Here is a 14,071-nt window from a genome sequence, read left to right on the forward strand (position 1 = left end):
ACTCGTGGTCGGTGGCTTCTCAAAGTCGGGATCGGAGTCAGGCCAGAGCTGCCCGGCCTGCCTCCAGGCGGGCTACCGGAATACGGAACGGCGAGCAGGAGACGTAGTCGAGGCCGACGTCGTGGAAGAAGTGGATGCTGTCCGGGTCGCCGCCGTGCTCGCCGCAGACACCGAGCTTCAGGTCCGGCTTGGTGGCCCGCCCGCGGTCCACACCGGTGCGCACCAGCGCGCCGACGCCCTCCCGGTCGATCGACTCGAACGGCGACACCGCGAAGATGCCCTTCTCCAGGTACCGCGAGAAGAACGCGCCCTCGACGTCGTCCCGGCTGAATCCCCACGTGGTCTGGGTCAGGTCGTTGGTGCCGAACGAGAAGAAGTCGGCCGCCTCCGCGATCTGGTCCGCGATCACCGCGGCCCGCGGCAGCTCGATCATCGTGCCGATCGGGATCTCGGCGCCGTCGGCGTAGTCGGCGAGCACGCGTTCCACCTCGTCACGCGCGAGGTGCAGCTCCTGGACGGCGCCGACCAGCGGGATCATGATCTCCGGTCGCGGATCCTTGCCCTGCGACCGCAACTCGGCAGTCGCCGACGCGATCGCCCGGACCTGCATCGCGAACAGACCAGGGACCACCAGCCCGAGCCGCACCCCACGCAGACCGAGCATCGGGTTCTCCTCGTGCAGCCGCTCGACCGCCGCGAGCAGCTTCACATCGTGCTCCGACTCGACACCCCGCTCGCGCGCCACCGCGACCTTCACCGCCAGGTCCTCCATCGACGGCAGGAACTCGTGCAGCGGCGGGTCGATCAGCCGGATCGTCACCGGCAGCCCGTCCATCGCGCCCAGCAGCTCCAGGAAATCGCCGCGCTGCAACGGCTCCAGCTCGGCCAGCGCGGCCTCGCGATCCGCGTCGTTGTCCGCGAGTATCAGCCGCTCGACGGATTCGCGCCGCTCCCCCAGGAACATGTGCTCGGTCCGGCACAGCCCGATCCCGGCCGCCCCGAACCGGCGCGCCCGCGCCGCGTCGTCCGCGGTATCCGCATTGGTCCGTACGCCGAGCCGCCGTACGTCGTCCGCGTGCGTGATCAACCGGTGCACCGACGCGACGAGCTCGTCGCCCGCGTCCGGGGCCAGCGTGCCCTCGAAGTACTGCACGACCGGGGACGGTACGACCGGGACCTCGCCGCGGAACACCTCACCCGTGGTGCCATCGATCGAGATCAGCTCGCCGGCCTCGAGCACCGAACCGTTCACCTTGATGGTGCCCTGGGCAACGTTCACGTCAAGCTCCTCGGCGCCGCAGACACAGGTCTTACCCATGCCGCGCGCGACCACGGCCGCGTGCGAGGTCTTGCCGCCGCGGCTGGTCAGGATGCCCTGCGCCGCGATCATGCCGTGCAGGTCGTCGGGGTTCGTCTCGCGCCGGACCAGGATGACCTTCTCGCCGCGCTCCGCGGCCTCGACCGCCGCCGCCGACGTGAACACGACCTTGCCCGAGGCCGCACCCGGCGACGCGCCGATCGCCTTCGTGATCAGGTCCGTCGCGGCATCCGCGTCGAACCGCGGGAACATCAGCTGCGCGAGCTGCGCGCCCTTCACCCGCTTCAGCGCCTCGTCGGTGTCGATCACGCCCTCGTCGATCAGGCTGGTCGCGATCCGGAACGCCGCCGCCGCGGTCCGCTTGCCGACACGGGTCTGGAGCATCCACAGCTTGCCGCGCTCGACGGTGAACTCGATGTCGCACAGGTCGCGATAGTGGCCTTCGAGCTTCGCCATGATCTCCATCAGGTCGTCGTACGACGCCTTGTCGATCTGCTCCAGGTCGGCGAGCGGGACGGTGTTGCGGATGCCCGCCACGACGTCCTCGCCCTGGGCGTTCTGCAGGTAGTCGCCGTACACGCCGGGCTGACCGCTCGACGGGTCGCGGGTGAACGCGACGCCGGTGCCGGAGTCCATGCCGAGGTTGCCGAACACCATCGAGCAGATGTTCACCGCCGTGCCGAGGTCGGTGGGGATGCGCTCCTGGCGGCGGTAGAGGATCGCGCGGTCCGAGTTCCAGGAGCGGAACACGGCTTCGGTCGCGAGGTCCATCTGGGTCCGCGGGTCCTGCGGGAACTCGCGGCCGGTGTGGTCGTGGACGGCCTGCTTGAAGGTCTCGACGAGGCGCTTCAGGTCGGCGGCGTCCAGGTCCAGGTCGTTGCTGGTGCCCTTCGCCTGCTTGGCCTGTTCGATCGCGTCCTCGAACACGTCGCCTTCCATGCCGAGCACGGTCTTGCCGAACATCTGGATCAGCCGGCGGTATGCGTCCCACGCGAACCGGGGGTTGCCGGAGTGGTGCGCGAGCCCGTTCACCGAGTCGTCGTTGAGGCCGACGTTCAGAACCGTCTCCATCATGCCGGGCATCGAGACGGCCGCGCCGGAGCGGACCGAGACCAGCAGCGGGTCGTCGGCCTGGCCGAGCTTCTTGCCCATCTTCTGCTCGAGCAGCGCGACGTGGTGGTCGATCTCGTCGGCCAGGTCGGCCGGGACCGCGCCGGTCTCCAGGTACGCGCGGCAGGCGTCCGCGGTGATGGTGAAACCGGGTGGCACCGGCAGGCCGAGGTTGGTCATCTCGGCCAGGTTCGCTCCCTTGCCGCCGAGGAGCTGCTTCATGTCCCTGTTGCCTTCGGCGAAGTCGTACACGAGTTTCGGCACGGTCACTCCCTGGGTTGCAGGCGGGTGTTTTCACGCGCGGGAAGATGGCCCGCTGGCCCATCGACTCCGGCGGCGGGGGCGTGTTTTCAGAGTAAGCCCAAAAACCAGTCCAGTTGAACACTGGTCTCACGATGCTGACGTGACCCTCCCCACAGGTCGAAGGCCGGAAAACCCTTCCCTGATTGACAACGCGAGACATTCGGCGTCTTCACCGATGAAACCTCCGGCGCGGGCGCTGCGGGGGTTTCGTCGGGAGTTCGGTGGGTAGTCGGGCTAGAGTCTGCGGGGTGCGGATCGTGTCGTTGCTTCCTTCGGCGACCGAGATCTGTTTCGCGCTCGGTGGCGGTGCGGATGTGGTCGGGGTCACCTTCGAGTGCGACTTTCCGGCGGCTGCTCGCACCGGCGGATCGTGTCGACGACCGCGCTGCCCGAGGGTCTGACACCGGGCGAGATCGACGCGGCTGTACGTCGGATGGTCGCGGCCGGGGAGGATCTGTATCACCTGGACGCGGGTGCGTTGCGCGAGCTCGACCCGGATGTGGTGATCACCCAGGACCTGTGTGCGGTGTGCGCGATCGACGTGACGGATGTCGACGAGGCGCTTGACTATCTGGGGTGTCGCGCGGACGTGGTGAGCACGGATCCGCACAACCTGACCGAGATACTCGAGTCGATCGAGACCATCGGAAAGGCAATCGGCCGAGACGCCACGCAGTTGGTGGAGAGCCTCCGGACCCGGCTGGGTAGGCGGGCCAGTGGTGGTGCGCGAGTCGCGTTGTTGGAGTGGACGGATCCGCCGTTTGCGCCGGGGCACTGGTTGCCGGAGATGGTGACGGTGGCGGGCGGGGTGAATGTGCTGGGGGTGGCTGGGGAGCGGTCGAAGGCGATCACGTGGGAAGCCGTGCGGCAGTCGCAGCCCGAGGTGGTGGTGTCCGCGCCGTGTGGGTTCGGGCTTGATGGGGCTACCGAGTTGACGGAGCTCCTGATGGGCGACCTGCCGGCGGACATTCCGGTGTGGGCCGTGGACGCCAACGGGTACTTCGCGCGACCGGGGCCTCGGCTCGTCGACGGTGTTGACGTGCTGGCGGCCATTGTCCGCGGAGAGATCCCGGATCCGGCCGTCGCGCGGCGCCTGCGGTAGTGGCGTTGGTCTCGCCGTACGCCGAACCGCATCCGGCGCGCGTACGCTCGATCGTGCCGACGGTTCGCGTGGTCACGCAGGATGTGGCTGGGCGAGGCAAGAGGGAACCCGGTGAGAATCCGGGACTGCCCCGCAGCGGTGAACGGGAACGACCGCCGTCACAAGCACTGGACTAACGTCCGGGAAGCGACGGCCAGTAGGTCCACCGGTCCTGGCCGGTCTGCCCGTGAGTCCGAAGACCTGCCGCCGGCCCGCACGCCCAACCCGGGTGCGCGGGGGATCGGTGGTCTCGTGGGAGGACCCGCCCGGGCTCACGGCGTACCCGTGGTCCCTGCGTTTTCCCGCGAGCGATCCGCCGATCCATCGGCACGCTCGCGAGGAGAGAGACGTGAACACCAGTAACACTCTTGGCAACACCCTCGGCACCACCATCCTGGGCTACCCGAGGATCGGCCCCGGCCGCGAACTCAAGCACGCGCTGGAGCAGTACTGGGCCGACGGCGACGCGACGCAACTCGAAACCACAGCCCGCCGGCTCCGGGCGGAGACCTGGCTCGACCTGAAGTCCCGCGGCCTCGGCACCATCCCCGGCAACACCTTCTCGTACTACGACCAGATGCTCGACCACGTCCAGCTCTTCGGCGTCGCTCCGGACCGATTCCGTGGCCTCGGCGACCTCGACCAGTACTTCGCGATGGCCCGCGGCCGCGACGGCGTCGCCCCGCTCGAGCTGACCAAGTGGTTCGACACGAACTATCACTACCTGGTGCCCGAGCTCGACCGCGAGACCCGCTTCACCCTGAACCCGGCCAAGATCCTGACCGAACTGGCCGAAGCCCGTGAGTACGACGTGAATCTCCGCCCGGTCCTGATCGGTCCGCTCACCTTCCTGCTGCTCTCCAAGTCCGACGACGTCCAGCCGCTGACCCTGCTGGACCAACTCGTCGACGTGTACGCCGAGTTGCTCGCCCAACTGGACACCGACTGGGTACAGCTCGACGAACCCGCGCTGGTGCAGGACCGCACCCCGGCCGAGCTCGACGCTCTGCAGCGCGCGTACACGAAGCTCGCCGCCCTGACCGACCGGCCACGCCTGCTGGTCGCGACGTACTTCGGCGACCCAGGTCCGGCGCTTCCCGTGCTGACCTCGACCGGCGTCGACGGTCTGGCCCTCGATCTCGTCTCCGCCCCTGGCCTTGTCGATCAGATCGCCGGGCTGCGATCACTTCGCCAGAAGACGGTCGTGGCCGGCGTGGTCGACGGCCGGAATGTCTGGCGAACCGCGCTGGGCGACGCGCTCTCCACGTGCGCCGCCCTCGCCGGTTCCGTCGGCCGACTGGAGGTGTCGACGTCCTGCTCGCTCCTTCACGTCCCGTATGACGTCGACGTCGAGGACGACCTCGATCCACGGGTTCGCGCGCGGCTCGCGTTCGCCCGTCAGAAGGTGGACGAGGTCGTACTGCTCGGCCGCGCGTTGAGCTCGGACGCAGGTGTCGTCGTGGATGCCGCCAACCCGGCAGGCGGTCCGCTCAAGGAGTCCGACCTGGCCTGTGAGCAGGCTGTCTGCGACCGGGTCGCCTCGATCCGGCCGGAGGACCGACAGCGTCCGTCGTACGACGACCGCCGTACCGCGCAGGAATCACTGGAGCTGCCGAAGCTCGCCACGACCACGATCGGCTCGTTCCCGCAGACCGCGGAGATCCGTCGTACCCGAGCCGACCTCAGCAAGGGCAAGATCGACCAGGCGGCGTACGACGAGCGGATGCGGGCCGAGATCGCACAGGTCATCGCGCTACAGGAAGACCTCGGGCTGGACGTGTTGGTCCACGGGGAGCCCGAGCGGAACGACATGGTTCAGTACTTCGCTGAGCAGTTGGACGGATTCGCGACCACGAAGCACGGCTGGGTGCAGTCGTACGGCAGCCGGTGTGTCCGGCCGCCGATCCTGTACGGCGATGTGTCGCGGCCCGTGCCGATGACGGTGCAATGGTCGTCGTACGCGCAGTCGCTGACCGCACGGCCGGTGAAGGGCATGCTGACCGGACCGGTGACGATCCTGGCGTGGTCGTTCGTGCGCGACGACCAGCCGCTGCAGGTGACGGCGGATCAGGTCGCGCTGGCGCTCCGCGACGAGGTCGCCGATCTCGTCGCGGCCGGGATCCGGATTATCCAGGTGGACGAACCCGCGCTTCGTGAGCTGCTGCCGCTCCGCAATGCCGAGCGGAAGGCGTACTTGGATTGGTCGGTCGGCGCGTTCCGGCTGGCGACGGGTGGGGCGCCTGCAGAGGTTCAGGTGCACACGCATCTGTGCTACTCGGAGTTCGGCGCTGTCATCTCCGGGATCGATGGGTTGGATGCCGACGTCACCACGATCGAGGCGGCGCGCTCGCGGATGGAGGTGTTGGGGGATCTTGCGGGCGTCGGCTTCCGGCGCGGGGTCGGCCCCGGGGTCTACGACATCCACTCGCCCCGAGTCCCGACGACCGAAGAACTCACCGCCCTCATCCAAGCGGCCCTATCCACCACGCCCGCCGACCAGCTCTGGATCAACCCCGACTGCGGCCTCAAAACCCGCACCTATGCAGAGATCGCCCCCGCCCTACGCAACCTCACAACAGCAACCCAGCAGGTCCGCGCAACGCTGTAGACCGCGATGGGGTCCTGGGACATGTCTCAGGACCCCATCCAGTCGGGCTACAGCTTGCGGCGGGTGCGGAGGTAGTCGCCTACTACAGCTGCGCCTAGGCCGTCTGCGTCGGGGGCGAGGACTCGGCCGCCGCTGCGGCGGGCCAGGAGGTCGACGAACGCGTTGAGGCGCGGGTCATCGCCCAGGCGGAAGACGGTCAGCGAGGCGCCGAGTTTCGCCAGGCGGTCGACTTCGAAGATCGTCTTGCGGAGGGTGGCTGCCTCGGGTGGGTACGAGAACTCGGCCGTGCCGTCCGGCTCCAGGTGGGCGGTCGGTTCCCCGTCCGTCACCATCAGTACGACGGGCTGCGCGTCCGGGTGCCGTCGCAGATGACGCCCGGCGAGGAGCAGCGCGTGGTGCGCATTCGTCCCTTGCTCCCACGTGCCTTCCATTCCGATCAGCTGAGGAAGCTCGACAACCCCGGCGTACCGGCCGAACGTGATCAGCTGCAACGCGTCGTTCCGGTACCGCGTCGAGATGAGCTGATGCAACGCGAGCGCCGTCCGCTTCATCGGCAGCCAGCGGCCCTCCTGCACCATCGACCACGACGTGTCGACCAGCAACGCCACCGCGGCCCGGGCCCGATGCTCGGTCTCGGCGATCTCCACATCCGCCACATCAAGCTTGACGGACCCATCAAGCGAAGCACTACGCAGTACCGCGTTCCGCACCGTTCTCGGCACGTCCCACGGCTGGGTGTCCCCGAACTCCCACGGACGCGACGATCCACTCAGCTCACCGGCCGCGCCCGCGTTGGCCGCGTCCCGTTCACCCGAGCCCCGAGCGGTCCGCAGTACGTCGGCCAACGCCGTCTGACCGAGCTGACGCAACGCCTTCGGCGACAACCGCAGCGAACCATCCGGCGCCCGCTCGATCAGACCCTGATCGCGCAACTGCCGCTCCAGCTCACTCAGCCGCCGCGCGTCGACCGTCGCCTCGTCGCCCAGCTGACGGGTGAGCGCGTCGAGATCGATGTCTTCGAGCCGCGCCCCCGGATACGACTGCGCCAACTGCTCGGCCAGCGCATCCAGTTCCGCGAGATCGGACATCGCCTGAGCGCCTTCGGCGAGACCGAGCGGATCGTCACCACGCATCTGCTCCGACCCGTACCAGTCCTCCCCCGGCCGCAGCGACTGCAGCTGAGCGTCCAGCTGCGCCAACTGCTGCGCGAGTTGCGGACTGCCGAACGCCTGCTGCGAAAGCTCCGCCAGTTCGGCGCGCTGTTCGGGTGTCATCGAGTTCAGCATCCGTTGCGCGGCGGCCGCCCGCTGCGCGAGTACGTCGATCAGTTCGTCGACGTTCCGCGGATTCTCCGGGAAGAACTCGCCGTGGTTGGCCATGAACTCCTCGAAGAGTTCGGGTACCTCCGGCCTGCCTTGCGCGTGCGCCGTCAGCAGGGCGTTGAGGTCGGCCAGCATCTCGTTGATCGCCTCGACGTCCTCAGGCGTGGTCTGCTGCAGCGCCTCCTTCATACCCTCGAACCGCGAACCGAGCAGCTCCCGTCCGAGCAGCTCACGGATCTGCTCGTACTTCTCCCGGGCCTCCGACGACTCCCACTGGTAGTTCGCCAGCTCCCGTACGGCGGCCGCCGTACCGGACGGAAGCGCGTCGAGCTCCGCCTCCTTGAACCGCGCGTCGTCGGACGGATTCGGGAACAGCTCGCGCCGTTCCGCTTCCAGGGCCTCGTTCAGCAACCGCTGCACGTCCCGCAGGGTGCCGTCGAGGTTGTGCCGCCGCTCGATCTCGCGGCGGCGCTCCCACAACCGGCGGCTCAGGTCGTCCAGGCCCTGGGTGTTCCGGGTGCCGCGCCGGAGCAGTTCCTCCAGCGCGGACCGCGGCGACGACCCGTTCATCACGTCTCGGCCGATCTCGTCCAGCGCATCCCGCAGATCCGCCGGCGCCTTGAGCGGATCCGGCCCGTCGTGCCACGGTCCGTAGGACCAGCCTTCCGGAATTGACGCCGACATGTCAGGCTCCGTAGACCGTGGTGTCGTCATCGGCGTCCTTGGCGACGCGTTTGGACAGGTACAGCATCTCGAGGGCGAGTTCGATCGCGGCGGCGATCCGCCCGGACGAGTCGTCCGGCTCGACGCCGGCACGGGCGGCGACATCGTGCAGGACAGGCAGCTCGGGCAGCGCGGCGAGTACGTCGCGGCCGGGCACCCGCTCCCCCGTCGTCACAAGGTTGCCATTGGCAACAGCGTGCGCGAGCGGGGTGAGGTCGAGACCCGCGAACCGTTCGCGTGCGGTGTCGGCCACCGACCGGCGCAGCAGGTACTCGAGCAGTTCGATCTCGCGCCCCTCCTCACCCGGCTCGAACTCGAGCTTGCCCCGCAGTACGGCGGGAACTGCCTCGAGATCCACCGGGCGGGCGACCGCGGGCTCCTCGCCCGTGATCGCCGAACGGCGCAGGGCCGCGGCGGCGATCGTCTCGGCCGCAGCGACCGCGAACCGGGCGGACACCCCGGACCGCTGGTCGATCGACGTCGACTCGCGCAGGTGCCGGACGAACCGGGCCAGCACCTCCAGCAGCGGCTCGCCGACCTCGGCGGTGAACTCGGCCTCCTGCCGGATCACGTCCACCTCGGCGTCGATGTCGAGCGGGTAGTGGGTCCGGACCTCGGCGCCGAACCGGTCCTTCAGCGGCGTGATGATCCGGCCGCGGTTGGTGTAGTCCTCGGGGTTGGCCGTTGCCACCAGCAACACGTCGAGCGGCAGCCGGAGCGTGTACCCGCGGACCTGGATGTCGCGCTCCTCCATCACGTTCAGCAGCGCGACCTGGATGCGCTCGGCGAGGTCGGGCAGCTCGTTGATCGCGACGATGCCGCGGTGCGCCCGCGGGACCAGTCCGAAGTGGATGGTCTCCGGGTCGCCGAGACTGCGGCCCTCGGCAACCTTCACCGGGTCCACGTCACCGATCAGGTCGCCGACCGACGTGTCAGGGGTGGCGAGCTTCTCGGCGTACCGTTCGCTGCGGTGGATCCAGCGGACCGGCAGGTCGTCGCCGAGTTCGGCCGCGCGCCGCCGGGAGGCCGGCGTGATCGGCTCGAGAGGGTGTTCGGGAATCTCGGCGCCGTCGATCACCGGGGTCCACTCGTCGAGGAGACCGACCAGCGTGCGCAGCAGGCGTGTCTTGCCCTGACCGCGCTCACCGAGGAGTACGATGTCGTGCCCCGCGAGCAGGGCGCGTTCGAGTTGCGGGATCACCGTCCGGGTGAAGCCGACGATGCCGGGCCACGGATCCCGCCCGGCCCGGAGTTCTTTCAGCAGGTTGTCACGGATCTCGGCCTTGATCGACCGAGGAAGATGCCCGGCGGCCCGGAGGTCACCGGCTTTACGAGGGAGTTCAGCAGGTGCACTAGTCACCCTGACGACGTTAGCTCGGTCACCCCAAATCGCACCCGCTTTATCTCAGCGCCTGGGCGTGACGCGTCCAGACGTGAAGACGTGCGTCGGGGTGAACGTGACCGGCACCCACGGGTGCGCGGGCGACTCGCGGGTGACGAAATGGTTGCCGTCGGCAGGCTCGGTGGGGCGCAGCTCGTACTCGTGCACCGGGTCCTCGGAGAACAGCAGCCGGTCCCCCGTAGCGGTGTAGACCATCACCAGTTCGTCGTCACGTTTCGCGACGTCCAGTCGCACGCTGGCACGTTCGTAGCGGCCGGCGTGACGGTCGTCGACGGGTACGTCGATCGGCTGCGGCCCGGCCGGATGCGCGACACCGGCGTACTCCGTGAACACCGCGGAGGCGAGCGGCTCGAACAGGCGGGTGCCGTTGCCGGAGTTGGTCAGCAGGCACATCGCCAACCGCGCCTCCGGATCGATCCGCAGGAAGGCGAGCTGGGAGATCGTCGACCCGTCGTGACCGAACAGGCGGCGGCCGCCCCAGTCGTAGATCCGCCAGGTCAGGCCGAGGTCGACGAAGCCGCCGATCCCGGCCGCGAACGGAACCTGCGGCTCCTGCATGGCGGCGTACCGCTCGTCGGTCAGGTGCATCCGGGCGAACTCGAGCAGGTCTGCCGCGGTCGCACTGATCGTCCCGGCGGGGCCGATGCTGCGCGGGAGTTGCCACGTCTTCACCCGCTCCCCGTCCGTGGCCGTATGGCCGACCGCAACGCGCTCCAGGATCGCCTCTTCCGGCAAGGTGACCGTGTGGGTCAGGCCGAGCGGCTCGACCAGACGGGCCTTCAGCGATTCGTCCCAGGTCCGGCCGTCGAGGACCTCGATCAGGCGGCCGAGCAGGATGAATCCGGCATTGCAGTACGAGTACGCCGTACCGGGCTCGAAGAGCTGGTCCACGTCCGCGAGCAGAGCGACGTACCGCTGCAGGCAGTCGTCGCCGCGACCGGTGTCGGTGAACAGGTCGCCGTCGATGCCACTGGTATGCGTCAGCAGGTGACGGACCGTGACCCGCGGGTCGACAGGTGCCTCGGGCAACAACTTGACGATCGGGTCGTCCAGCCGCAGCCGGTCCTCGGCGGCGAGCTGGACGATCATCGACGCGGTCCACGGCTTGCTGACCGAGCCGATCTGGAAGAGCGAGTCGGCGGTCGTCTCGACGCCGGTCGTGGCATTCAGGACGCCGTACGGCGCGATGGTCGTCTCGCCGTCGTGCCAGATCCCGAGCACCGCACCGGTGACGTCACCCGCCACCGCCAACTCGTTCAACCGCGCAGACCAGTCAGACATGCAGCCAACCTACTTCGTGGCCTCCTCGAGCAACGCACGGATCCCCGCCCACGCAGCCTTCTCGTCGAGGCCCTGCTCGACCAGGACCTGCGTCGCGACCCCGAGCGAGTCCCGGTAGAACGCGAGCAGCAAGTGCTCGGTGCCGACGTAGTTGTGGCCGAGCGTCAACGCCTCGCCGACAGCACCCTGCAGGACGTGCGCCGTCCGGCGGGTGTACGGCGGGTTCTCGCCGTCGAGCGCCTTCTCGGCACTCTTCGCATCAGCCGACGGCCCCGCCGGGCTCTTCGCGTCCACCGCCGCCCGCACCGACTCTTCGGTGATGTCGTGCGCCAGTAGCACCTTCGTCGCCAGCGCCTGGGGCTGGGCGAAGAAGGCGAGCAGCAGGTGTTCGGTGCCGATGAAGGCGTGGTTCCTGCTGCGCGCGACCTCTTTCGCGGCCTCCACGACGGCTTGCGTCCGTGGGGTGTACCGGTCGAATGCGGGCTTGGTGGTCCAGGAGTCGGCGAAGCGTTTGTGGGCGGCTTGTTTGCTGACGCCGAGCACGGTGCTGATCTCGACCCAGGACTTCCCCGCGCCGCGGGCCCGGTCGACGAAGAACCCGAGGGCGGCGTCACTGGTGGCGGTCAGTTCGCTGATGGTCGCCGCCGCGGTCCCGAGCTGCACCAGCTCGTCGTCGCTACCGGCGTCCGTCTTGATCGTGTTGATGAGCTGCTGCAGATCAGGTCCAGGAGTCATGCCGTCAACCCTAGGTTGACAACCTGGCCCGCGTCAACCCCGGGTTGACGCGGCTAAGGACAGGAGGTAGTCCCCCTCAGGCGGCCTTCGGGTCGGGTGCCAGGCGTACACCTGGGTGGCCGGGACCACTACCTCCTGTCGTTAGCTACGGTGTCCCGCGTGGACGGCATTCCGGATGTGATCGGGCCTGGGTTGCGGGTGTTGTTTTGTGGCATCAATCCCGGGCTGATGTCGGCGGAGACTGGGCATCACTTCGCGCGGCCGGGGAATCGGTTCTGGCCGGCGTTGCACCTGAGCGGGTTCACACCTCGCCAACTGCAGCCGGTCGAGCAGCAGGAGTTACTGACCTACCGGCTCGGGATCACCAACGTGGTCGACCGCCCGTCGGCGAAGGCCGCGGAGTTGTCGCGGGCGGAGTTCGTGGCGGGCGGCGAGAACCTGGTGAAGAAGGTGCTCGACGTGCAGCCCGAGTGGCTGGCGGTGCTCGGCGTCACGGCGTACCGGGACGCCTTCGACGAACGTACGGCGGCAGTGGGCAAGCAGGACCGGACGATCGGCGCGACCCGCGTCTGGATCTTGCCGAATCCGAGCGGCCTGAATGCCCACTACACACTGCCGAAGCTGGCTGCGGCATTCGCCGAGCTCCGACTGGCCGCCAATTAATTCACATTCCTTCGACGGAGCTTCTGGCTACGCTCAAGCGCATGGCAAAACGCAACTACCTGGTCGAGGGCGGTTCGGGCACCGGGAAGAGTTCGGTGTGCCGCGAGCTTCGCAAACGCGGTTACACAGCCGTTGACGGCGACAACGAACTCGCCTACGCGGGCGATCCGGAAACCGGAGACCGCGCCGAGGCCCACGACTACTACACCCACATCTGGGATGTTGCCAAGGTCCGTGAGATCGCCGCGGACACCACCGAAGAGATCGCCTTCTTCTGCGGCGGTTCGAGGAACTTCGCCAAGTTCCTCGACGTGTTCGACCAGGTCATCGTGCTGGACGTGGACACCGAAACCCTCAAGCGGAGGCTGGTTGCTCGCGAGGCCGACGACTGGGGCGGGAACGACGAACAGAAGGAATTCATCGTCCGCCTGCACGCCACCAAAGCAGACCTACCCCAGGGCACAGTCATCGACACCGCGCGCCCGCTCGACGAAGTTGTCGACGCGATCTTCGACGCTATTCGTTGAGTGCCTTGCGCAGCGTCGAGATCGCGAGCTCGATCGCGGCGTCGGCAGCATGCGTGTCGCGCAGCGCGTCCAGCATCACGAAGTCGTGGATGATCGCCGCGAATCGGACCGCGGTCGTCGGTACGCCGGCCTCGAGCAACTTGGCGGCGTACGCCTCGCCCTCATCCCGCAGTACGTCGGCCGCACCGGTGATGACCAGCGCCGGCGGCAGACCCTTCAACTGCTCGGTCGTCGCCCGCAACGGCGACGCGGTGATCTGGTTCCGCTCGTTCTCGTCGGTCGTGTACTGATCCCAGAACCACTTCATCCCGTCCAGCTGCAGGAAGTACCCCTCGCCGAACTCCTTGTACGACGCCGTGTCGAACGAAGCGTCCGTGACCGGGTAGAACAGCACCTGCTGGACGAACTTCACGTCCCCGCGCTCCTTCGCGAGCAGGGTCACGGCGGCCGTCATGTTCCCGCCGACAGAGTCGCCGGCGATCGCCAGCCGCTCCGCGTCCAGACCGTGCTCCTTGCCTGAGGCAATGATCCAGCGAGCGACCGCATAGTTCTGCTCGAGCGCGTGCGGGTACCGCACCTCCGGCGACAGGTCGTACTCCGGGAACACCACCGCGGCCCCCGCGCCGACCGCGAGCTCACGCACCGGCCGGTCGTGGGTGTGCGCGTTGCCGAACACCCAGCCGGCGCCGTGGATGTAGAGGATGACGGGCAGCACGCCGGTCGCGCCCTGCGGCTTGACGATGCGGGCCTTGGTGCCGTCCGCGGCGGTCACCCACTCCTCGTCGACCGGGAGCTTCGGGTAGTCGGTGGTCTGCACCTCGTCGACGGCCTTGCGACCTTCTTCGGGGGTCAGCTGGAACAGGTACGGCGGCTTGGCGGTCGCGTCGGCGAAGGCCTGGGCAGCGGGCTCCAGAACGGTCATCTTCCTCATCCTTCCC

At 68.4% G+C, this 14,071-nt stretch carries 10 protein-coding genes and 1 riboswitch; of the genes, 4 read left to right on the forward strand and 6 right to left on the reverse strand.

All coding sequences use genetic code 11. The annotated features are described in order from the left end of the window. Positions 1-37 precede the first annotated feature (37 nt). Positions 38-2,692, reverse strand: a complete 2,655-nt coding sequence (gene ppdK, locus ACLJOO_RS17600; protein ID WP_410788238.1) for a pyruvate, phosphate dikinase — start codon at positions 2,690-2,692, stop codon at positions 38-40. 373 nt (positions 2,693-3,065) lie between these two features. Here ppdK and ACLJOO_RS17605 point away from each other — a divergent pair, with 373 nt between their 5' ends. Together ACLJOO_RS17605 and metE are read left to right on the forward strand one after the other, a co-directional pair. Further along, positions 3,066-3,833, forward strand: coding sequence for a cobalamin-binding protein (locus ACLJOO_RS17605; protein ID WP_410788239.1), 768 nt, complete (start codon positions 3,066-3,068; stop codon positions 3,831-3,833). 43 nt (positions 3,834-3,876) lie between these two features. After that, a riboswitch (cobalamin riboswitch) is annotated at positions 3,877-4,096 on the forward strand. Positions 4,097-4,221: 125 nt separating this feature from the next. After that, positions 4,222-6,480 (forward strand): 5-methyltetrahydropteroyltriglutamate--homocysteine S-methyltransferase, encoded by a 2,259-nt coding sequence (gene metE, locus ACLJOO_RS17610; RefSeq protein WP_410788240.1) that lies wholly within the window; start codon positions 4,222-4,224, stop codon positions 6,478-6,480. Positions 6,481-6,527: 47 nt separating this feature from the next. Here metE and ACLJOO_RS17615 read toward each other — a convergent pair whose 3' ends face one another. Genes ACLJOO_RS17615 through ACLJOO_RS17630 form a run of 4 tightly spaced genes read right to left on the reverse strand, consistent with a single transcriptional unit; the run spans position 6,528 to position 11,943 of the window. Beyond that, positions 6,528-8,486: a vWA domain-containing protein gene (locus tag ACLJOO_RS17615; RefSeq protein ID WP_410788241.1), complete on the reverse strand. Its 1,959-nt coding sequence runs from the start codon at positions 8,484-8,486 to the stop codon at positions 6,528-6,530. Between the two features lies 1 nt (position 8,487). Next, a complete protein-coding gene (locus tag ACLJOO_RS17620; protein ID WP_410788242.1) occupies positions 8,488-9,885 on the reverse strand; it encodes an ATP-binding protein in 1,398 nt (465 codons plus the stop codon). Positions 9,886-9,930: 45 nt separating this feature from the next. Then, entirely contained in the window at positions 9,931-11,208 is a 1,278-nt protein-coding gene (locus tag ACLJOO_RS17625; protein WP_410788243.1) for a serine hydrolase domain-containing protein, read from the reverse strand. Between the two features lie 9 nt (positions 11,209-11,217). Continuing rightward, entirely contained in the window at positions 11,218-11,943 is a 726-nt protein-coding gene (locus ACLJOO_RS17630) for a Clp protease N-terminal domain-containing protein (protein WP_410788244.1), read from the reverse strand. Between the two features lie 159 nt (positions 11,944-12,102). Between ACLJOO_RS17630 and mug the strand changes: the two genes are divergently transcribed. Both mug and ACLJOO_RS17640 read left to right on the forward strand, forming a co-directional pair. Continuing rightward, positions 12,103-12,606, forward strand: coding sequence for a G/U mismatch-specific DNA glycosylase (gene mug / locus ACLJOO_RS17635; RefSeq protein ID WP_410788245.1), 504 nt, complete (start codon positions 12,103-12,105; stop codon positions 12,604-12,606). A gap of 41 nt (positions 12,607-12,647) precedes the next feature. Continuing rightward, the gene (locus ACLJOO_RS17640) at positions 12,648-13,133 is read left to right on the forward strand and encodes an AAA family ATPase (RefSeq protein WP_410788246.1); all 486 of its coding nucleotides are present in this window, start codon (positions 12,648-12,650) and stop codon (positions 13,131-13,133) included. On the opposite strand, the gene ACLJOO_RS17645 is transcribed toward ACLJOO_RS17640, so the two are convergent. Further along, entirely contained in the window at positions 13,123-14,055 is a 933-nt protein-coding gene (locus ACLJOO_RS17645; protein ID WP_410788247.1) for an alpha/beta hydrolase, read from the reverse strand. The two genes, ACLJOO_RS17640 and ACLJOO_RS17645, sit on opposite strands and share 11 nt — an antisense overlap. Positions 14,056-14,071 lie beyond the last annotated feature (16 nt).

It is taken from the genome of Kribbella sp. C-35 (assembly GCF_046549195.1).
Classification (GTDB): Bacteria; Actinomycetota; Actinomycetes; order Propionibacteriales; family Kribbellaceae; genus Kribbella.